General features: G+C 67.0%; 22 protein-coding genes and 1 pseudogene. 21 read left to right on the forward strand and 2 right to left on the reverse strand.

Features of this window, described 5'->3' with window-relative positions; genetic code table 11:
- The first annotated feature begins 47 nt into the window (after positions 1 to 47).
- A complete protein-coding gene (locus Q0330_RS01465) occupies positions 48 to 1,208 on the forward strand; it encodes an isovaleryl-CoA dehydrogenase (protein ID WP_299473271.1) in 1,161 nt (386 codons plus the stop codon).
- 169 nt (positions 1,209 to 1,377) lie between these two features.
- Here the strand turns inward: Q0330_RS01465 and Q0330_RS01470 are convergent, their stop codons facing one another.
- Positions 1,378 to 2,001, reverse strand: a complete 624-nt coding sequence (locus Q0330_RS01470) for an OmpW family outer membrane protein (RefSeq protein ID WP_299473274.1) — start codon at positions 1,999 to 2,001, stop codon at positions 1,378 to 1,380.
- Between the two features lie 179 nt (positions 2,002 to 2,180).
- On the opposite strand from Q0330_RS01470, the gene Q0330_RS01475 reads away from it, so the two are divergent.
- The 5 genes and pseudogenes from Q0330_RS01475 to Q0330_RS01495 all read left to right on the forward strand — a co-directional run bounded on the left by Q0330_RS01475 (position 2,181) and on the right by Q0330_RS01495 (position 7,530).
- Entirely contained in the window at positions 2,181 to 3,785 is a 1,605-nt protein-coding gene (locus tag Q0330_RS01475; protein WP_299473277.1) for a carboxyl transferase domain-containing protein, read from the forward strand.
- Position 3,786: 1 nt separating this feature from the next.
- A pseudogene (locus Q0330_RS01480) lies at positions 3,787 to 3,894 on the forward strand (ASCH domain-containing protein); the annotation flags it as partial.
- Positions 3,895 to 3,935: 41 nt separating this feature from the next.
- Entirely contained in the window at positions 3,936 to 5,870 is a 1,935-nt protein-coding gene (locus Q0330_RS01485) for an acetyl/propionyl/methylcrotonyl-CoA carboxylase subunit alpha (protein WP_299473280.1), read from the forward strand.
- A complete protein-coding gene (locus Q0330_RS01490) occupies positions 5,867 to 6,733 on the forward strand; it encodes a hydroxymethylglutaryl-CoA lyase (protein WP_299473282.1) in 867 nt (288 codons plus the stop codon). The genes Q0330_RS01485 and Q0330_RS01490 overlap by 4 nt, the downstream gene beginning before the upstream one ends.
- Positions 6,730 to 7,530 carry a crotonase/enoyl-CoA hydratase family protein gene (locus Q0330_RS01495; RefSeq protein ID WP_299473285.1) on the forward strand — a complete coding sequence of 267 codons (801 nt, stop codon included), beginning with the start codon at positions 6,730 to 6,732 and terminating at the stop codon, positions 7,528 to 7,530. The genes Q0330_RS01490 and Q0330_RS01495 overlap by 4 nt, the downstream gene beginning before the upstream one ends.
- On the opposite strand, the gene Q0330_RS01500 is transcribed toward Q0330_RS01495, so the two are convergent.
- Positions 7,531 to 8,730 carry a PLP-dependent aminotransferase family protein gene (locus tag Q0330_RS01500; RefSeq protein ID WP_299473288.1) on the reverse strand — a complete coding sequence of 400 codons (1,200 nt, stop codon included), beginning with the start codon at positions 8,728 to 8,730 and terminating at the stop codon, positions 7,531 to 7,533.
- Between the two features lie 167 nt (positions 8,731 to 8,897).
- Here Q0330_RS01500 and Q0330_RS01505 point away from each other — a divergent pair, with 167 nt between their 5' ends.
- The 15 genes from Q0330_RS01505 to Q0330_RS01575 all read left to right on the forward strand — a co-directional run bounded on the left by Q0330_RS01505 (position 8,898) and on the right by Q0330_RS01575 (position 20,431).
- Positions 8,898 to 9,899, forward strand: a complete 1,002-nt coding sequence (locus Q0330_RS01505) for an NADP-dependent oxidoreductase (RefSeq protein WP_299473291.1) — start codon at positions 8,898 to 8,900, stop codon at positions 9,897 to 9,899.
- A gap of 95 nt (positions 9,900 to 9,994) precedes the next feature.
- Positions 9,995 to 11,257 (forward strand): beta-ketoacyl-ACP synthase II, encoded by a 1,263-nt coding sequence (gene fabF, locus Q0330_RS01510; protein ID WP_299473294.1) that lies wholly within the window; start codon positions 9,995 to 9,997, stop codon positions 11,255 to 11,257.
- A complete protein-coding gene (mltG, locus tag Q0330_RS01515) occupies positions 11,257 to 12,426 on the forward strand; it encodes an endolytic transglycosylase MltG (protein ID WP_299473296.1) in 1,170 nt (389 codons plus the stop codon). Before fabF ends, mltG begins: the two co-directional genes overlap by 1 nt.
- 109 nt (positions 12,427 to 12,535) lie before the next feature.
- A complete protein-coding gene (locus tag Q0330_RS01520) occupies positions 12,536 to 12,979 on the forward strand; it encodes a hypothetical protein (RefSeq protein WP_299473298.1) in 444 nt (147 codons plus the stop codon).
- 300 nt (positions 12,980 to 13,279) lie between these two features.
- Complete coding sequence (locus Q0330_RS01525) at positions 13,280 to 13,630, forward strand: permease (protein ID WP_299473300.1); 351 nt, start codon at positions 13,280 to 13,282, stop codon at positions 13,628 to 13,630.
- On the forward strand, positions 13,581 to 14,927 hold the full coding sequence (locus Q0330_RS01530) for a terminase family protein (protein WP_299473302.1): 1,347 nt from the start codon (positions 13,581 to 13,583) through the stop codon (positions 14,925 to 14,927). Before Q0330_RS01525 ends, Q0330_RS01530 begins: the two co-directional genes overlap by 50 nt.
- A gap of 80 nt (positions 14,928 to 15,007) precedes the next feature.
- The gene (locus Q0330_RS01535; RefSeq protein WP_299473304.1) at positions 15,008 to 16,189 is read left to right on the forward strand and encodes a phage portal protein; all 1,182 of its coding nucleotides are present in this window, start codon (positions 15,008 to 15,010) and stop codon (positions 16,187 to 16,189) included.
- A gap of 2 nt (positions 16,190 to 16,191) precedes the next feature.
- Positions 16,192 to 16,416: a hypothetical protein gene (locus Q0330_RS01540; protein WP_299473306.1), complete on the forward strand. Its 225-nt coding sequence runs from the start codon at positions 16,192 to 16,194 to the stop codon at positions 16,414 to 16,416.
- A 3-nt stretch (positions 16,417 to 16,419) separates the two neighbouring features.
- Positions 16,420 to 16,947, forward strand: coding sequence for an HK97 family phage prohead protease (locus tag Q0330_RS01545; RefSeq protein ID WP_299473308.1), 528 nt, complete (start codon positions 16,420 to 16,422; stop codon positions 16,945 to 16,947).
- A gap of 87 nt (positions 16,948 to 17,034) precedes the next feature.
- Complete coding sequence (locus Q0330_RS01550) at positions 17,035 to 18,198, forward strand: phage major capsid protein (RefSeq protein WP_299473311.1); 1,164 nt, start codon at positions 17,035 to 17,037, stop codon at positions 18,196 to 18,198.
- Positions 18,199 to 18,335: 137 nt separating this feature from the next.
- Positions 18,336 to 18,941, forward strand: coding sequence for a head-tail connector protein (locus Q0330_RS01555; protein WP_299473314.1), 606 nt, complete (start codon positions 18,336 to 18,338; stop codon positions 18,939 to 18,941).
- Positions 18,941 to 19,270 (forward strand): head-tail adaptor protein, encoded by a 330-nt coding sequence (locus Q0330_RS01560; RefSeq protein ID WP_299473317.1) that lies wholly within the window; start codon positions 18,941 to 18,943, stop codon positions 19,268 to 19,270. The genes Q0330_RS01555 and Q0330_RS01560 overlap by 1 nt, the downstream gene beginning before the upstream one ends.
- A gap of 2 nt (positions 19,271 to 19,272) precedes the next feature.
- Positions 19,273 to 19,692, forward strand: a complete 420-nt coding sequence (locus tag Q0330_RS01565; protein WP_299473320.1) for a DUF3168 domain-containing protein — start codon at positions 19,273 to 19,275, stop codon at positions 19,690 to 19,692.
- Between the two features lie 11 nt (positions 19,693 to 19,703).
- A complete protein-coding gene (locus Q0330_RS01570; protein WP_299473323.1) occupies positions 19,704 to 20,117 on the forward strand; it encodes a phage major tail protein, TP901-1 family in 414 nt (137 codons plus the stop codon).
- Entirely contained in the window at positions 20,117 to 20,431 is a 315-nt protein-coding gene (locus tag Q0330_RS01575; protein ID WP_299473326.1) for a gene transfer agent family protein, read from the forward strand. The genes Q0330_RS01570 and Q0330_RS01575 overlap by 1 nt, the downstream gene beginning before the upstream one ends.
- The last annotated feature ends 4 nt before the right edge of the window (positions 20,432 to 20,435 follow it).

Genomic DNA, 20,435 nt, shown 5'->3' on the forward strand with positions numbered 1-20,435 from the left:
CATATTCCGGCGTATCTGAACAACCGTTCAAATAACAGGAGGGGATCATGTTCACGCATGGCATGGAATTCGATCTGGGCGAGGATATCGGCGCGCTGCGCGAGATGGTGCATCGCTTCGCGCAGGAGCGCATCAAGCCGCTCGCGGCCGAGACCGACCGCACGAATGCCTTCCCGAACGCGCTTTGGCAGGAGATGGGCGAGCTCGGTCTTCTGGGCATCACCGTGTCCGAGGAATATGGCGGCTCCGGCATGGGTTATCTGGCCCATACCATCGCGACCGAGGAGATCGCGCGGGCCTCGGCCTCGATCAGCCTCAGCTATGGGGCGCATTCGAACCTCTGCGTGAACCAGCTGAAGCTGAACGCGAGTGAGGAGCAGAAGCGGAAATACCTGCCGAAGCTGTGTTCCGGGGAACATGTCGGCGCCCTGGCCATGTCCGAGGAAGGCGCGGGCTCCGACGTCGTCGGCATGAGGCTGCGCGCCGAGAAGCGGAACGGCTATTATGTGCTGAACGGCTCGAAATACTGGATCACCAACGGGCCGGATGCCGATACGCTGGTGGTCTATGCCAAGACCGACCCCGAGGCCGGATCGAAGGGTATCACCGCCTTCATCGTCGAGAAGGGCCTCACCGGCTTCACCCAGGGGCCGCATTTCGACAAGGTCGGGATGCGCGGCTCGAACACCGGTGAGCTGATCTTCGAGAATTGCGAAATCCCCTTCGAGAATGTGCTGGGCGAAGAAGGCAAGGGCGTGCGCGTGCTGATGTCGGGCCTCGATTACGAACGCCTGGTGCTGTCGGGGATCGGGACCGGCATCATGGCGGCCTGTCTGGACGAGGTCGTGCCTTACAGCAAGGAACGCAGGCAGTTCGGCAAGCCCATCGGGGATTTCCAGCTGATGCAGGCCAAGATCGCCGACATGTATGTCGCCATGAACACCGCCAAGGCCTATGTCTACGAGGTCGCCAGGGCCTGCGATGCGGGCAAGGTCACCCGGCAGGACGCGGCGGGCGCGGTGCTTTACGCGTCCGAACAGGCGATGGTGCAGGCGCATCAGGCGGTGCAGGCGCTTGGCGGGGCGGGCTTCCTGAATGACAGCGTGGTCAGCCGGCTGTTCCGCGACGCCAAGCTGATGGAGATCGGCGCCGGCACCAGCGAGATCCGCCGGATGCTGATCGGGCGCGAGTTGATGGCCGGGGCGTGAGGGGGACGGTCATGCGTGCTACAGCCGTCATTGGCCCGCGTGCCAGGTCGGGAAGATGAGGGCTCACGCCACAACGGCTGACCGGGGTGGGCGGGACGCTGCCGGCTGGCCCCTGACCCGTCCCGTTTCCCGGCGCGCGGTGCCTGCGCGCGCGCCCGGATGCGATCGCTCAGAAGCGATGGATATAGGAGACGCCGTAAACCATCGGGTCGACATTGACCTCGCCGATCTTGTCGCCGTTCAGCTTCACATCGGCGTCGATGTCGATCCAGCGCAGGTCGCCGCGGATGGCCGAGCGGTCGTTGACCCAGTAATCGGCCCCCAGATGCGCCGCCAGCCCGAGGCTGTTCTTGACCTGCAGGTCGGCGCCCTCCAGCGGGCCGCGCGCATCGGCGTCATAGAAGCCGGTGAAATTGATGCCGAGACCGACGAAGGGCTTGAACTGCGGCGTGGCGTCGAAGTGATATTGCAGCGAGACGACCGGCGGCAGTTGCTTGACCTTGCCGATCAGGGTGCCATTGGATTCGATCTCGTGGCTGAAGGGCAGCGCGCCCAGAACCTCGATCCCCAGATTGTCGCGGATGAAATATTCGACGGTGATGCTGGGCCGGGTGCTGTCGCCGATATCGGTCGGAACCGCGCCGTCGGCCAGGTCGCCATTGTCGGATTTGGGGTTCACATTGGCGATGCCGACGCCAATCGTCCAATCCCCCTGCGATTGCGCCAATGCCGGCGCGGCGGCCCCCAGTCCCGTGGCGATCAGGGTCGCGGCGATCAGAAGCTGATGTGTCATGGCCGTCCTTTCAACTGGTCAGATATGTCATGCGCGCAGACCAGAGGCCTCTGGCCCCGGATCGGCATTGATCTGCATCAACGAAGGCCGGCTTTGCGCCCGGCTGCGTCAACATGGCGCATGATCGCGCGGCGGATGGGAGCCGGGGCCCCCGGGACCGGTCAAGGGAAGGATATGGAATGAAACTGAAAACCTCTGCCACCCCGTCATCCGATGCCTTCCGCGCCAATCGCGAAGCGCATCTGTCCCTGATCGCCACCGCCCGCGAAGCCGCCGAAGCGGTGCTGGCAGGCGGCGGCCCGAAGGCGATGGAACGGCACGTCTCGCGCGGGAAGATGCCGCCGCGCGAGCGGGTGGCGAACCTTCTGGACCCCGGCAGCCCGTTTCTGGAAATCGGCGCGACGGCGGCGCATGGCATGTATGACGGCGATGCACCCGGCGCCGGGGTGATCGCCGGCGTGGGCCGCGTCCATGGGCAAGACGTGATGGTCGTGGCCAATGACGCCACGGTCAAGGGCGGCACCTATTACCCGATGACGGTGAAAAAGCACCTGCGCGCGCAGGAAATCGCCGCGGAATGCTGCCTGCCCTGCATCTATCTGGTCGATTCGGGCGGGGCCAACCTGCCCAATCAGGACGAGGTCTTTCCCGACCGCGACCATTTCGGCCGCATCTTCTATAATCAGGCGCAGATGAGCGCGAGGGGCATCCCGCAGATCGCCGTGGTCATGGGCTCCTGCACCGCCGGGGGGGCCTATGTCCCGGCCATGTCCGATGTGACCATCATCGTCCGCAATCAGGGCACCATCTTCCTTGCCGGCCCGCCTTTGGTGAAGGCCGCCACCGGAGAGGTCGTCAGCGCCGAGGATCTGGGCGGCGGCGATGTGCATACGCGGCTGTCGGGTGTGGCCGACTATCTGGCCGAGGACGACGCCCATGCGCTTGCCCTTGCCCGCCGCGCCGTGTCGCATCTGAACCGGGCGCTGCCGCAGACGGTGGTCTGGCAAAGCCCGGAAGCGCCGGCCTACGACCCCGAGGAAATCCTTGGCGTCGTGCCGGGCGATCTGCGCACGCCTTACGATATCCGCGAGGTCATTGCCCGCGTGGTCGATGGCTCTCGCTTCGACGAGTTCAAGGCCCGCTATGGCGAGACGCTGGTGACCGGCTTCGCCCATGTCGAGGGCTGCCCGACAGGCATCGTCGCCAATAACGGCGTGCTGTTTTCCGAGGCCGCGCAGAAGGGCGCGCATTTCATCGAGCTGTGCAGCCAGCGCAATATCCCGCTGATCTTCCTGCAGAATATCACCGGCTTCATGGTTGGGCGCAAATATGAAAACGAGGGCATCGCGCGTCACGGTGCCAAGATGGTGACGGCGGTGGCGACGACCAATGTGCCGAAGATCACCATGCTGGTCGGCGGCAGTTTCGGGGCCGGCAATTACGGCATGGCCGGGCGCGCCTATGGCCCACGCTTCCTCTGGACCTGGCCCAACAGCCGCATCTCGGTCATGGGAGGCGAACAGGCGGCAGGCGTGTTGGCCACCGTCCGCCGCGACGGGATCGAGCGCAAGGGCGGCACCTGGACCCCCGAGGAAGAGGCCGAATTCAAGCGTCCCACCATCGAGATGTTCGAGCGTCAGTCGCACCCGCTTTACGCCTCGGCCCGGCTCTGGGATGACGGTATCGTCGATCCGAGGAAGACCCGCGAGGTGCTGGCGCTGTCGCTCCGCGCCTCGTTGAACGCCCCCATCGAGCCGACGCGCTTTGGCGTCTTCAGGATGTGACATGGACCCGGTTGGCTTCAAATTCGGCGACAGCCGCGAGCTCTGCGACCGGCTTCTGGCGCTGGTCCGGTCGGGCGCAAAGACCGCCAGTTGCGGCGCCGTTCGAAACGCTCGTCCCGCTGGACGAAACCTCATGAGGGAGGAGCCGCCATGTTCCAGAAGATCCTGATCGCCAACCGGGGCGAGATCGCCTGCCGGGTCATCGACACCTGCCGCCGGCTGGGGGTGGCCACGGTCGCGGTCTATTCCGACGCCGACCGCGCCGCGCGCCATGTCGCCATGGCCGACGAGGCCGTGCATCTGGGCGGGCCGGCACCCAAGGACAGCTATCTGCGCGGCGAGGCGATCATTCGCGCGGCCCTCGATACCGGGGCGCAGGCGATCCATCCGGGTTACGGCTTCCTGAGCGAAAACCCGGATTTCGTCGATGCGGTGGAAGCCGCCGGGCTGGTCTTCATCGGGCCGTCGGCCAGGGCGATCCGGGCCATGGGGCTGAAGGACGCGGCCAAGGCGCTGATGGAAAAGGCCGGTGTGCCGGTCGTGCCGGGCTATCACGGCGAAAATCAGGATGCGGCGCATCTGGCCGCCGAGGCCGAAAAGATCGGCTATCCGGTGCTCATCAAGGCGGTGGCCGGCGGTGGCGGCAAGGGGATGCGCATGGTCGAACGCGCGGGCGATTTCGCCGATGCGCTGGACAGCGCGCAGGGCGAGGCGCGCACCGCCTTCGGCAATCCCGATGTGCTGATCGAGAAATATATCCTGCAACCCCGCCATATCGAGATGCAGGTCTTCGGCGACGGGGTTCGCGCCGTGCATCTGTTCGAACGCGACTGTTCCTTGCAGCGCCGCCACCAGAAGGTGATCGAGGAAGCGCCCGCGCCCGGCATGACGCCCGAAATGCGGCAGGCCATGGGCGAGGCTGCCACGCGCGCGGCAGAGGCCATCGGCTATGCCGGTGCCGGGACCATCGAATTCATCGTCGACGGCGCGGACGGGCTGCGCCCCGACGGGTTCTGGTTCATGGAGATGAACACGCGGTTGCAGGTCGAGCACCCGGTGACCGAGGCGATCACCGGTGTCGATCTGGTCGAATGGCAGTTGCGCGTGGCCTCGGGCGAACCGCTTCCGGCCCGGCAGGAGGATCTGGCCATTCGCGGCCATGCCTTCGAGGCCCGGCTTTACGCCGAGGACGTGCCGGCGGGGTTCCTGCCGGCGACGGGCAGGCTCGCCCATCTGGAATTCCCGGATCAGGCGAGAATCGAGACCGGGGTGCGCCCCGGCGACACGATCAGCCCCTGGTATGACCCGATGATCGCCAAGGTCGTGACCTGGGGACCGACACGGGCGATTGCGCTGCGTGCGCTGGAAGCGGCGCTGGTGGATACCGAGGTCGCGGGATCCGTCACCAATGTCGATTTCCTGATCGCCCTGACCCGGCATGACGGTTTTCGCGCCGGAGAGGTCGATACCGGGCTGATCGGGCGCGATCTCGACGCGCTGATTGCCGCCGCCGAGCCGGACCCGCGCGCGCTGGCGCTGGCGGTGGTCGGGCTGGCGGGGCTTTCCGATCCCGGCGTGACGGGCGGCATGACCCTGTGGCAGCCCCTGCGCCGCACCGTCGCCTGGGAGGGCGGCGAGGCAATGCTGGAGGTCGAAGGCCCGGGTGCGGCCCGTGTCAGCGTGAACGGGCAGGCCCATGAGGTGCGCTGGCAGGGCAATCGCTGGTGGGTCGATGGCGATCTGCGCCGCAACCGCATCGTGAACCACGCCGCCGGCACCAGCGTCTTCGGCGGGCGCGCGGTCTCGCTGAAGCCGCTCGATCCGCTCGACCGGGCGGGCGAGGAAGCGGGCGGGGGGCTGACGCTCTCGCCCATGCCGGGGCTGGTGAAGGCGGTTTTCGTTCAGGCCGGGCAGGCGGTCGCGGCGGGCGACCGGCTGGCGGTGCTGGAGGCGATGAAGATGGAACACACCCTGACCGCCGCCCGCGACGGCGTCGTGGCCGAGGTGCTGGCCCGGGCCGGCGATCAGGTCGAGGCCGGGGCGGCGCTGATCCGGCTGGAGGAAGACGAGGAGGCCGCAGCATGAGCGAATATGTCGAGATCTTCGAGATGGGCCCGCGCGACGGCTTGCAGAACGAGAAGCGGCTGATCCCGACCGCCGACAAGATCGCGCTTGTGGACATGCTCTCGGGCGCGGGGTTCCGGCGGATCGAGGTGACCAGCTTCGTCTCTCCGAAATGGGTGCCGCAGATGGCCGATGCGGCCGAGGTCATGGCCGGCATGACCCGCGCGCCCGGCATCAGCTATGCGGTGCTGACGCCGAACATGAAGGGCTATGAGGGCGCGAAGGCGGCGCGGGCGGATGAGATCGCGGTCTTCACCTCGGCCTCGGAAGGGTTCGCGAGGGCCAATCTGAACGCGACGATTGACGAGAGCTTCGAGCGTTTCGCCCCGATCATGGCGGCGGCGAAGGCCGATGGCATCCCGGTGCGGGGCTATGTCAGCGTGGTGACGGATTGCCCCTTCGACGGGCCGACGCCGCCCGACAACGTCGCCCGCGTGGCGGCGCGGCTGTTTGCCATGGGCTGCTATGAAATCAGCCTTGGCGATACCATCGGGCAGGCGACACCCGAGAAGATAGATGCCATGCTGGGGGCGGTGCTGGACGGGGTGCCGGCGGAAAAGCTGGCCGGGCATTACCACGACACGGCGGGCCGGGCGCTTGCCAATATCGACGCCTCGCTGGCGCGGGGGCTGCGGGTCTTCGATGCCGCCGTGGGGGGCCTGGGCGGTTGCCCCTATGCGCCGGGTGCCGCCGGCAATGTGGCGACGGAACGGGTGGCGGCGCATCTGGCGGCGGCGGGTTACGCAACCGGCCTCGACATGCAGAAGATCGCCGGGGCCGCCGATTTCGCGCGATCCCTGCGAGCAGAAGGAGACAGCGCATGAGCGCCGACATGGAATTCCACAGCATCCGCATCGCCTGCGACGGGCGCGGCGTGGCGACGCTGTCGCTGGCCCGCCCGGAAAAGCACAACGCGCTGTCGGCGCAGATGCTGGACGAGTTGACCGAGGCCGCCAATATGCTGAGCCATGACGGTGCGGTGCGCGTGGTGATCCTGGCCGCCGACGGCCCGACATTCTGCGCCGGCGGCGATCTGGCCTGGATGCGCGCGCAGATTACCGCCGATGCCGAGACCCGGCGGGCCGGGGCGCGGCAATTGGCGAATATGCTGATGGCGATGAACACCATGGCAAAGCCGCTGATCGGTCGCGTCCATGGCAATGCCTTCGGCGGCGGCATCGGCATGATGGCGGTCTGCGACATGGTGGTGGCGGCGCGGGACGCGAAATTCGGCCTGACCGAGACCAAGCTCGGCCTGATCCCGGCTACCATCGGGCCTTACGTGCTGGCGCGGATGGGCGAGGACAAGGCGCGCCGCGTCTTCATGTCGAGCCGCATCTTCGGTGCCGAGGAGGCGGTGACGCTGAACCTTGCCGCGCGGCTGGCCGATCCCGAGGATCTCGATCAATGCATCGAGGAGGAGGTGGCGCCTTATCTGCTTTGTGCGCCCGGCGCGGTGGCCGAGGCCAAGCGGCTGGCCCGCACGCTTGGGCCGCGCATCGACGCCGACATGATCGAGCACAGCATCGACCGGCTGATCGCGATGTGGGAGGGCGACGAGGCCCCCGAGGGCATCGCCGCCTTCTTCGACAAGCGCAAGCCGCGCTGGCAGCAGGGCTGATTAGCCGCGAAGCAGCCTTCCCAGACGGGCGATGCCCTCATCCACCATCGGCTTTTCATGCAGCGTGAAGCTGAGCCGGATGGTGTTGCGCCCGGTGCCGTCTGGAAAGAAGGCATGGCCGGGGACGAAGGCGATCTTCTCGGTCTTCAGGGACCGCGCCAGCAGCTCCGCGCCGTCGGTGCCTTCGGGCAGGGTCAGCCAGGTGAACATGCCGCCTTCGGGTCGGGTCCAGCTGACGCCTGCGGGCATTTCGCGTTCCAGCGCCGCCAGCATCAGGTCGCGGCGGCGGCCATAGGTTTCGCGCAGCATCGGCACATGGGCGGCGAAATGCTCGCGCGCGACAAGATGGGTGGCGATCTGGTTCAGGGTCGAGGAATGCAGGTCGGCGGCCTGTTTCATCAGCACCAGCCGACCGATGACCGGGCTGGCCGCGCAGACCCAGCCGATGCGCAGCCCCGGCGCCAGCGTTTTGGAGAACGAGCCGCAATAGATCGTCCGGCAGGCCTCGATGTCGCCCTTGCGGGCGATCTCGGTGGCAAGGATCGGGGGAACGGCCTCGCCGTCATAGCGCAGCGCCTGATAGGCGGCGTCCTCGATGATGGCAATGTCGAGGTCTTCGGCCATGTCCAGCAGGCGCTCGCGCCCGGTCTGGTCCAGCGTGACCCCGGTCGGATTGGCGAAATCGGCCGAGAGATAGGCGAATTTCACCCGGCCCGGCGCGGCGGCATCACGGAAATCCTGCGCCTCGCGGTTCGATCCGGGGTCGAGCCGGTCATAGCGCGGCTCATAGGCGTTGAAGGCCCCGAGCGCGCCGAGATAGGTGGGCCAGCCGACAAGCGCGGTATCGCCGGGCGAGAGCATCAGCTTGCCCAGATAATCCAGCGCCTGCTGCGAGCCCGAGGTGATCAGGATATTGTCGCGCGTGCAGGGCACGCCGATCAGCGCCATCTGTTCGGCGATCCAGTCGCGCAGGGGCGCGTAGCCTTCCGAGACCGAATATTGCAGCGAGGTGGCGCATTGCGCATCCGACAGCGCCTGTCCCATCGCCTGCCGGAATGCCTGCGCCGGGAACAGCGCCGGGTCGGGGATGCCGCCGGCAAACGAGATGATGTCGGGCTGGTCGAGCAGTTTCAGAAGCTCGCGGATTTCGGAGGCCTTCATCCGCGTCATCCGCGTGGCCAGAATCTGTTCCCAATGCATCCGAGTCGTCCCCTTGCTGTCCCTGCAGGCAGGGTTTGCGCGCGGCGGGGGATAAGTCAATAGGGCTGACCTGACGGCGGGGAAGTCCCATATTCGCGCGGGCAGGGCTTGAACCTTGTGCGCAGCATGCCTTGGTGTTGGCGGTAACGAGAACGGCAGGAGGTGAGATGAAGGCCTATGTGATGACGCGCCATGGCGGCCCCGATGTGGCCGGGATGCGCGATATGGCCATGCCGCAGCCCGGGCGCGGCGAGGTGCTGTTGCGGGTCCATGCGGCCGGGCTGAACCCGGTGGATTACAAGATCCGCGAGGGCGCGTTGAAGGCCATCCAGCGCTATCCGCTGCCGGCGATCATGGGCAACGAATTGTCGGGCGTGGTCGAAGCCTTGGGCGAGGGCGCCGAGATGTTCGCGCCGGGCGAGCGGGTCTTCGCGCGGATGCCCAAGGACCGGATGGGGGCTTTCGCAGAATATGCGGTGGTGCCGCAGGCCCTGCTGGCGCGGGTGCCCGAGGGGTTGGACATGGTTTCGGCTGCCGGGGTGCCGCTGGCCGGGCTGACGGCGCTGCAGGCGCTGCGCGACGAGATGGGGCTCGGGCTGGGTTCGCGGGTCTTCATCCCGGCGGGTGCGGGCGGCGACGGCACATTCGCCATCCAGATCGCCAGATGGCTGGGGGCCGAGGTCACCACGACCGCCTCGCCACGTGGCCGGGATCTGGTCGAGCGACTGGGGGCGGACCGGGTCATCGACTATACGGTGGAGCGGTTTCAGGACGTGCTGAGCGGCATGGACGGGGTATTCGACCTGCTGGGCGGCGACAGCCTGATGGCGTCTTTCGGCGTGGTCAGGCCGGGCGGCATGGTGGTCTCGGTCTCGGGCCTGCCCGAGCCGCAGACGGCGCGCAAGGATCTGGACATGGGGCCGCTGATGCAGGCGGCCTTCTGGTATGTCTCGCGCAGGCTGCGTCGCGAGGCCCGCGCCCATGACGTGCGCTATCGCTTCCTGTTCATGCATCCGAGCGGGGCGGAACTGGCCGAACTGGCGGCGCTGATCGAGGGGGGACGGCTGGAGCCCGTCATCGACCGGGTGTTCCCCTTTGCCGAAGCCGGCGCGGCCATGGCCTATCTGGAATCGGGTCGGGCCAAGGGCAAGGTGGTGCTGCGCATGTAGGCGCCCCTGGCGCGCCAAAGCGTGAACATGCGTTGCGCGGGGGGCACCTCGCGTGTATCAGGGCTGAAATCACGGGCAGAACGAGGTATATGCCGATGCGCAGGGTTGTTGTCACCGGTCTGGGAATGGTTACGCCGCTGGCCTCTGGTGTGGAAGAAACCTGGAGCAGGCTTCTTGACGGCCAGTCCGGCGCCGGGCCGATCACGCATTTCGATGCGTCGAACGTGGTGACGAAATATGCCTGCGAAATCCCCTTCGGCGATGGCAGCGACGGCAGCTTCAACCCCGACGACTGGATGGAGCCGAAGGACCGCCGCAAGGTCGACGATTTCATCCTTTACGGCATGGCCGCGGCAACGCAGGCGGTGCGCGATGCCGGGGTCGAGAACCTCTCGGACGAGGAAAAGCTGCGCGCGGGGGTGATGATCGGCTCGGGCATCGGCGGGCTGACCTCGATCGCCGAAACGGCGGTGCTGATCAAGGAGAAGGGGCCGAAGCGGGTGTCGCCCTTCTTCATTCCGGGCGCGCTGATCAACCTGATCTCGGGTCAGGTGTCGATCCGCTTCGGCTTCAAGGGGCCGAACCATGCCGTCGTGACCGCCTGTTCGACCGGCGCCCATGCCATCGGTGACGCGGCGCGGCTGATCATGCTGGGCGATGCCGATATCATGGTCGCGGGCGGTGCCGAAAGCCCGATCAGCGAGATCGGCATTGCCGGCTTCAACGCCTGCAAGGCGCTGTCGACCAAGCGCGGCGAAGATCCGCAGGCGGCCAGCCGCCCCTATGACGAGGACCGCGACGGTTTCGTCATGGGCGAGGGCGCGGGCGTGGTCGTGCTGGAGGAATACGAACACGCCAAGGCACGCGGCGCGAAGATCTATGCCGAGGTGCTGGGTTACGGGCTGTCGGGCGACGCCTATCACATCACCGCGCCCTCGGAAGATGGCGATGGCGGCTTCCGGGCCATGCAGAACGCGCTGAGGAATGCCGGGCTGGAACCCGCCGATGTCGATTATGTGAATGCACATGGCACCTCGACCATGGCAGATACGATCGAACTGGGCGCGGTCGAGCGTCTGCTGGGCGATCATGCCAAGGACGTGACCATGTCATCGACGAAATCGAGCATCGGGCATCTGCTGGGCGCAGCCGGCGCGGTCGAGGCGATCTTCTGCATCCTCGCCCTGCGCGACCAGATCGCGCCGCCGACCATCAACCTCGACAATCCGGCGATTGCGCCGAAGCTGGATCTGGCCCCGAACAGGGCCGTGAAGCGCAAGATCGACGTGGCGCTGTCGAACAGTTTCGGCTTTGGCGGCACCAATGCCAGCCTGATCGTGGGCAAGGTGCGCGACTGATGTGGAAGAATATCGTCTCGACTTTCCTGACGCTGGCCATTGTCCTGCTGATCGCGGTGGCAGGCGCGGTGGCCTGGGCCAAGGCGCAATATCAGGGGCCGGGTCCGGCCCGGGTGGCGCAATGCGTGCAGGTGCCGCGCGGTGCCAGCCTGACCGCCGTCAGCAAGCGCCTGCAGGAGCAGGGGGCGATTTCCAACGCCTATATCTTCCGCGCCGGGGCCGACCGGGCCGGCAAGTCGCGCGAGCTTAAATTCGGTTCCTACCTGGTGCCGGCGCAGTCCAGCATGGAAGAGATCGTCTCGGCCATCACCAGCGGCGGGCCGTCGACCTGCGGGACCGAAGTGATCTATCGCGTCGGCGTGCGTGCCGACAGCGTGGTTCTGCGCGACATCAACCCCGAGACCGGCGTCTATGAGGAGCGGGTGAAATACGACCCCGCGACCGAGGAGGCCCCGGCGGCGATCCTCGATGCCGAGGAGCAGGTCGATGCCCGGCTGCGCATCGCCGTGGCCGAGGGCGTGACCAGCTGGCAGGTGGTCGAGGGGCTGAAACGCGCCGATTTCCTGTCGGGCGATGTGTCCGAAGTTCCGGCCGAGGGCACGCTGGCGCCGGACAGCTATGACGTTGCCAAGGGCGCCAGCCGCAGCGAATTGCTGGACCAGATGGAGGCGCGCCAGACCCGCATCCTCGATGCCGCCTGGGAGGCGCGACCCTTCGGGCTGCCCTATGAGAACCCCGAGGAGGCGCTGATCATGGCCTCGATCGTCGAAAAGGAAACCGGCGTCCCGGACGAGCGCGCGACCGTGGCCAGCGTCTTCGTGAACCGGCTGGAGCAGGGGATGCGGCTGGAGACCGACCCGACCGTCATCTATGGCGTGACCGAGGGCAAGGGCGTTCTGGAGCGGGGGCTGCGCCGCTCGGAACTGGATCGCAAGACCGACTGGAACACCTATCAGATCGACGGATTGCCGAAGACGCCCATCGCCAATCCGGGCCGCGCGGCCATCGAGGCGGCGCTGAACCCGGCGGACACGGAATATGTCTTCTTCGTTGCCGATGGCAGCGGCGGGCATCAGTTTTCCCGCACGCTGGAGGAACATAACGCCGCCGTCGCCCGCTGGCGCGAGATCGAAGCGCAGCAGGGTGCAGCCAACGGTTCTGGCGGCTGAGAGCCGCCAGGGCTTGACAAAAGACCGGACCCGCGCGGAACTTCCGTGCGGGTTTCTTGTTGGTCCGCGAAGACTTATGCCGCTTCACGATCCCATAGAGGAGTTTGATATGAGACTTTCCGACATGTTTGCCAGCCTGTCCCGCAGCGCCCAGGATATGGAGCAGCGGGTGGCCAAGTGGCAGGACGAGCTTGGCGACAAGAGCGAAGAGATGATGGCGAGCGCGAAGAGCTGGCTGGCCTCGGCGCAGGAGCGCGACGACGAGTTGAAGGAGCAGGTGAAGACCTATCTGGACGATGCCAGCGAGCAGGTTCAGGCGCAATGGGCCAAGACCCAGACCGACTGGGATGCGGGCGTGGCCGCCGTCAAGGAAAAGGCCGCCGAGATGCGCAAGAAGGCCGAGACCATGCAGGCCGAGGATGCCGCCGACTGGTACGAGGCTTATGCCGCCAATATGGTGAACTACGCGCAGCAGATGCAGGAATCGGCCTCGAACGCCGTTGCCGCCGCCGCCGAGAAGCGCGCCGCCGCCGAGGCCATGAAGAAAGCCTGAAGACCTGTCACGAAGACCCCGGATCGCGCGCCTTGTGGTGCGCGATTCTGCGTTTCGGCGGGGGGAATCGGAAGGTGTTGCGCGTCGCGCGCTGGTGGTGTTGCGCAGGTTAAGTTATTATTATCATGGGATAATTATTCGATAATGGACACGTATAGGATTAGTCATTGACTTATCGAACGATCTGAAGTAGAAGTTATCCATGCTGGGAGAAATGGGCAAGCCGCCGGGTCGCTGACCTTGGGCGGCTTTTTCGTTTCTCGGCTCGTGCGGACAGATCACGAGGCGGGGCATGACTGGATGACAGTGAATTTCGATCCGGGGAAGGAACAGCCCGAGGGGCCGTTCCTGCCGCAATCGGCCATGGAAGACATCGAGATCGCGGGGCTTCTGTTCCGCGATTGCGCGGAAGATCTGACCCGGCTGCAGCAGAAGCTGCGCGCCGGCGAGATCGGCGAGTTGAAGGATGCGGTGAAAACCGCGCGAGAGCTTCGATCCGCCACGCAGCTGATGCTGGAGGAAAGGAACAAGGTTGAAAAACTTCGCAAGGAAATTGCCGGAAGCGTCGGAGACGGCTGTTTCGACCTCGACGCGGCCCGAGATGAAATCGGGCGCCGCCTGGCTTGCCTCCGCCGCGCCGGGGGAAGTTGACGAATTTCTGGCCGGTCTCAGCGACAATGCGCTGGCGAGCCTGCCCTGGATCTTCGAGTTCTGGGCGCTGCCGCATCAGTTGCCGCCGCAGGGCGACTGGAAAAGCTGGGTCATCATGGGCGGGCGCGGTGCGGGCAAGACCCGTGCCGGGTCCGAATGGGTGCGCAGCAAGGTCGAGGGGGCCGTGCCCGAGGCGCCGGGCGAATGCAGTCGCGTGGCCCTGATCGGCGAGACCTTCGATCAGGTGCGCGAGGTGATGGTCTTCGGCGATAGCGGCATTCTGGCCTGTTCGCCGCCGGACCGGAGGCCGGAATGGCAGGCCGCGCGCCGGCGGCTGTTATGGCCCAACGGGGCCACGGCCACGGCCTATTCGGCGCATGAGCCCGAGGCGCTGCGCGGGCCGCAATTCGACGCCGCCTGGGTCGATGAACTGGCGAAATGGAAAAAGGCCGAGGATGTCTGGGACATGCTGCAATTCGCGCTGCGTCTGGGCCGGCATCCGCAGCAGGTCGTGACCACCACGCCGAAGAATGTCGAGGTGCTGAAGCGGATCCTGCAAAGCGCCTCGACGGTGACGACCCATGCGCCGACCGATGCCAACCGCGCCTATCTGGCGGAAAGCTTTCTGGCCGAGGTCGAAAGCCGTTACGGCGGCACGCGGATGGGCCGGCAGGAGTTGGAAGGCGTGCTGCTGGAGGATGTCGAGGGCGCTTTGTGGACGACCGCGCTGATCGAAGGCACGCGGGTGGACCGGCTGCCGATGCTCGACCGGGTGGTGGTCGCGCTCGATCCGGCGGTGACGGGGGGCAGCGGTTCGGACGAATGCGGGATCGTGGTCGCGGGCGTGGTCACGGCGGGCGAGCCGAAGGACTGGCGCGCCTATGTGATCGAGGATGCCAGCGTCCGGGGCGGGCCGATGGATTGGGCGCGCGCCGCCATTGCCGCCATGGACCGCCACAAGGCCGAGCGGCTGGTGGCCGAGGTCAATCAGGGCGGCGACCTGATCGAGAGCGTGATCCGCCAGATCGACCCGCTGGTGCCGTTCCGGGCCCTGCGGGCCGGGCGCGGCAAGGCGCTGCGGGCCGAGCCGGTGGCGGCGCTTTACGAGCAGGGGCGGGTGAAGCACCTGCGCGGGCCGTCGCTGGGCACGCTGGAAGATCAGATGTGCCGGATGAGCCTGCGCGGCTATGAGGGCAGGGGTTCGCCCGACCGGGTGGATGCGCTGGTCTGGGCGCTCCATGAGCTGATGATCGAGCCGGCCTCGGGGTTCCGGCGGCCGCAGATGCGCAGCCTTTGAGGCCGCTAAGACATGGCGACAGAATCCAAGGGCTGCCCGGCGGGGCGGCCCTTTTTCCTTGAACGACACGGAGGCGAGGCATGGCGTTTCGTTTGTTTTCGCGGCAGCCCGGGGCGGCGCCGGCACTGGAAAGAAAGGCAAGCGCCACCGGGCGCGTGGCGGCACTGGCGGCGGGATCGGGACGGGTCATCTGGTCGGCGCGGGATACCGGCACGCTGACGCGCGGGGCCTTCATCGGCAACCCGGTCGGGTTTCGCGCCGTCCGGCTGATTGCGGAAGCCGCGGCGGCGGTGCCGCTGATCTGTCAGGATGCGGCGCGGCGCTATGACACCCATCCGCTGCTGGACCTGCTGCGCCGGCCCAATCCCGGACAGGGCCGGGCCGAGTTGTTCGAGGCGCTGTTCGGGCAGATCCTGCTGAGCGGCGACGGTTATCTGGAGGCGGTGAGTGCCGGGGACGGGCTTCCGGCGGAATTGCACGTTCTGCGCTCGGACCGGATGAGCGTGGTTCCCGGCCCGGATGGCTGGCCCGTCGCCTTCGAATATGCGGTGGGCGGGCGCAAGCACCGGTTCGACATGACCGGCAGCCCGGACCCGATCTGCCATATCCGCAGCTTCCATCCCACGGATGACCATTACGGGCTGTCGCCCCTGCAGGCGGCGGCGGTGGCGGTGGATGTCCATAACAGCGCCTCGGCCTGGTCGAAGGCGCTGCTGGACAATGCCGCCCGGCCCTCGGGCGCCATCGTCTACAAGGGGCCGGACGGGCATGGGAACCTGTCGGCGGAACAATACGACCGGCTGGTGATCGAGATGGAAAGCCATCATCAGGGCGCGCGCAATGCCGGGCGTCCGATGCTGCTGGAAGGGGGGCTCGACTGGAAGCCGATGGGGTTCTCGCCCTCGGACATGGAGTTCCACCAGACCAAGCAGGCGGCGGCGCGCGAGATCGCGCAGGCCTTCGGGGTGCCGCCGATGCTGATCGGCATTCCCGGTGATGCGACCTACGCCAATTACGCCGAGGCGCATCGGGCCTTCTACCGGCTGACGGTGCTGCCGCTGGTCAGCCGGGTCGCGGCCTCGGTCGCGTGGTTTCTGTCGGAGCATCTGGGGGCCGAGGTCGATCTCAAACCGGATCTCGATCAGGTTCCGGCGCTTGCCGAGGAGCGCGACCAGCAATGGGCGCGGATCGGCAATGCCAGCTTCCTGAGCGATGCCGAGAAACGCGCGGCCCTTGGCCTGCCGCCGCTGTCGGAGGGCTGAGCATGGAGGGTTCGCGCTTTCTCGACGATCCGCATCACCACCGTTTCGAGGCGCAGGAGCGGGTCATGGCGCTGCAATTCGGTGCCGTGGACAAGCGGCTGGAGCGGATCGAGACGCTGATCGAGGGGCTGGAGAAGCGGCTCTGGATGACGGTTTACGGCGTGGTCGCGGTGATCCTGACCCAGGCCGTGCAGTCGATCATCGAATATGCACCCAAGGGAGGCTGAGGGATGGAAAGCGGTCTGGAATTGAAATTCGCCGGCGGCAGGCCGGTGATGACCGAAGGGGCGGTCATCGAAGGCTATGCAAGCCGCTTTGGCCTGCCCGATCATGGCGGGGACATTGTGGCGAAAGGCGCGTTCGCGGCCTCGCTGGCCCGGCTTGCCGCGCGGGGGGACAAGGTGCGGATGCTGTGGCAGCACGATCCCACCAAGCCCATCGGCGTCTGGGACGAGATCCGAGAGGATGCGACCGGGCTTTGGGTCAAGGGGCGGCTGCTGCATGATGTGACGCTGGCGCGCGAGGCCGCGACCCTGATCGAGGCCGGTGCCATCGACGGGCTGTCGATCGGCTATCGCACCATCCGCGCCGAGAAGGACCGGCAGGGCCGCCGGGTGCTGAACGAGGTCGAGCTGTGGGAGGTGTCGCTGGTCACCTTCCCGATGCTGCCCGAAGCCAAGCTGGGCGCGAAAGCCGCCGATGAGGCGCAGGAATTCGCCGTGGCGTTGATCGCCGCGACGCAGGCGTTGCGGGGCTGATCCGGCCGCCAGACAGGTTCGGGCGGTGCCAGCCGCGCCACCCGCACAACCGGGGCAAGGGCCCCGATCACCGATGAGGAGACGCTGATGACCGAGGTCAAGACGGGGGCGCTGGCTGCCCCCGGCGAGTTGAAGGGCGCGCTTCTGGGTTTCGTCGAGGAACTCAGGACCTACCGCCAGGATATCCAGAAGAAACTCGATGCACAGGATGAACGCATGAGCATGTTCGAACGTAAGACTGCCTTCCGCAGCCGCAGCCCGCTGTCGACCGAGGCCGCGCCCGAGGTGCCGCATCAGAAGGCGTTCAATGCCTATCTGCGCAATGGCGACGATGCCGGGCTGCGCGGCCTTTCGGTCGAGGAGAAGGGCCTGACCGCCGCCGCGGAAGGCGGCTTTCTGGCGGCGCCGCAGGTCGCGGAAGGGGTGCGAAGCGCGCTGTCGGGGGCGGTATCGCTGCGCGCACTGGCCAATGTCGTCACCGTCGAGACCGCCAGCTATGACGTGCTGGTCGACCGCGACGATGTGGTGACCGGCTGGACCGCAGAAGGTGATTCCGCCGAGACCGCGAGCGGGGGCGTCGAGCGCATCTCGATCCCTGTGCACGAGCTTTCGGCCATGCCCAAGGCCAGCCAGCGCCTGCTGGACGATGCCGCCTTCGATGTCGAGACCTGGCTGGCCGAGCGCATTGCCTACAAGTTCGCCCGTGCCGAGACCTATGCCTTTCTGAATGGCGATGGGCTCGATAAGCCGATGGGGCTGTTGAATGGGAATTTCGACGAAACCGGCAAGGGCTCGATCACCGGGATCGGCGAGATCAAGACCAGCGTCTCGGGCGGGTTCGATCCCGATTTCGCGGCGGACACGCTGATCGACCTGGTCTATGCGCTGCCGGCGCAGTACCGGGCCAATGCCGCCTTCATCATGTCCTCGAAGACTGCCGCCGTGGTGCGCAAGCTGAAGGACAATGATGGCCGCTTCATCTGGGCCGACAGTCTGGCCGCAGGAGAGCCGGCGCGGCTGCTGGGATATCCGGTCGTGCTGATCGAGGACATGCCGGACATCGCCGCGAACAGCCGCTCGATCCTGTTCGGCGATTTCAAGGCGGCTTATACGATTGTCGAGCGCCCCGAGTTGCGGGTGCTGCGCGATCCGTTTTCGGCCAAGCCGCATGTGCTGTTTTATGCCACCAAGCGCGTGGGCGGCGGGTTGGTCGATGGCCGTGCCCTCAAGGTCCTGAAGTTCGGCGCCTGATCGCAGGCTGTCGAGGGCCGCGCCGGCTGTCTTTCCGCCGGCTCAGCAACTGTCCGCGCATGCCCGGAGGGGCGTGCCGGCGCGGCTTTTCCCTGGAACAACCGGCCAGATCGGTCGGCTCGGACGGGAGGTTCGGGATGATACTTGTCGAAGAGACGACACCGGCGGATGCGGCGCTGCCGGTGGCCGAATTGCGGGCGCATCTGCGGCTCGGCTCGGGGTTCGAGCTGGTCGCCAGCCCTGAGGAGGACCGTGCGCTTGCCGGTTTCCTGCGCACCGCCATGGCCACCATCGAGGGGCGCACCGGCAAGGTGCTGCTCAGCCGGGCCTATCGCATGGTGCTGAACGACTGGCGCGACGCCATGGGGCAGGCGCTGCCCATGGCGCCGGTCGGCGCGGTGACCGGCATCGTCATCGAGATGCCCGACGGCAGCACGCGCGGGATCGGGGCGGATCGCTGGTTTCTGGTCGAGGATGCGATGCGCCCGATGATCCGGCCGCGCGGGGGATGCCTGCCGCATGTGCCCGAAGGGGGGCGGGTGGTGATCCGTTTCGATGCCGGTTTCACCGATAGCTGGGCCGGCGTTCCGGCCGATCTGGCGCAGGCGGTGCTGATGCTGGCCGCGCGCTACTATGAGGATCGCAGCGATGATACCGCCCGCCATGCCCTGCCGATGGGGGTCAGCGCGCTGATCGAGCGCTGGCGCGCGGTGCGGGTGCTGGCCGGGCGGGGGGCGCGGTGATGGCGGCTCCGATGCTGAATGTGCCGCTGGTGCTGGAGGAGAAGGACCGCCAGCCCGACGGCATGGGCGGTTACCGGGTGATCTGGCGGCCGCTCGGGGTTCTGCACGGGGCGCTGCGCGCGGGCCCGGGCCGGTTGCGCGGCGGCGAGGCGGGGCCGGAAAGCGTCAGCCTGTGGCGGATCACGCTGCGCGCCTTTCCGGTTGGCGATCCGCGCCGCCCCGTGCCCGGCCAGCGGCTGCGCATGGGGGCGCGGCTGTTTCGCATCGACGCCGTGACCGAGACCGGCACTGCCGGCCGGCACCTGATCATATCCGCGCAGGAGGAGTGAGGATGAGCTATCTCGCATCGGCGGCGCTTCAGGGCGCTGTCTATCAATGCCTGCGCGCCGATCCGACGCTGCGCGATCTGGTCGGCGACGCGATTTACGATGCGCTGCCGATTGATCCACCCGGCGGGGTCTATGTCTCGCTCGGCCCCGAGGAGGTGCGCGGGGTCTTCGACAGCGGCGGTTCCGTGGCGCGGCATGATTTCGTGATCTCGGTTCTGGCCGGCACCGATCAGGGCGCGGGGTTTCGCGCCGTCAAGGAAGTCGCTGTCGCGGTCAGCGCCGCGCTGGAAGGGGCGGAACTGGTCACCGATACGGGCCGCCTCGCCGGGCTGTGGTTGCTGCGCGCCCGCGCCCGGCGGGTGGAAAACGGCGCCGCGCGGCGGGTCGATCTGACCTTCCGCGCGCTCATGGATCTGGTTTGAGGAGATAGGAAATGGCGGTTCAAAACGGACGCGATCTGTTGATCAAGATGGATATGACCGGTGCCGGCGAGTTCGAGACCGTGGCCGGTCTTCGGGCCACGCGGGTCAGCTTCAATGCCGAAACGGTCGATGTCACCAGTCTGGAAAGCGAGGGCCGCTGGCGCGAGCTTCTGGGCGGTGCGGGTGTGCGCTCGGCCTCGATCTCGGGGTCGGGCGTGTTTCGCGATGCGGCCACGGATGGCCGCGCGCGGCAGGTCTTCTTCGATGGCGAGGTGCCGCAATGTCAGGTGATCATCCCCGATTTCGGCATTGTCGAAGGCCCGTTCCAGATCACCGCGCTGGAATATGCCGGCAGCCATAACGGCGAGGCTACCTATGAAATCGCGCTGTCCAGTGCCGGCGCGCTGATCTTCGTGGCGCTGTGATGGTCAATCCGATGCGAGGCGAGGTCGAGATCACGCTGGACGGGGTGGCGCATGTCGCGCGGTTGACGCTTGGTGCCTTGGCCGAGCTGGAAGCGGAGCTTGGCACCGGATCGCTGGTCGAGATGGCCGCTCGGTTCGAGGAGGGGAACTTCTCGGCCGGCGATCTGATGGCGGTGATCCTGGCCGGGCTGCGCGGTGCCGGTTGGGCCGGAAGGCGGGCGGATCTGCTGGCCATGGATGTGGCCGGCGGCCCGGTCGCGGCTGCGCAGGCGGCGGCGCAATTGCTGGCGCGCGCCTTCGTCGTGCCGGGCTGAGGTG

The organism is uncultured Paracoccus sp. (assembly GCF_937873615.1).
GTDB lineage: Bacteria > Pseudomonadota > Alphaproteobacteria > Rhodobacterales > Rhodobacteraceae > Paracoccus.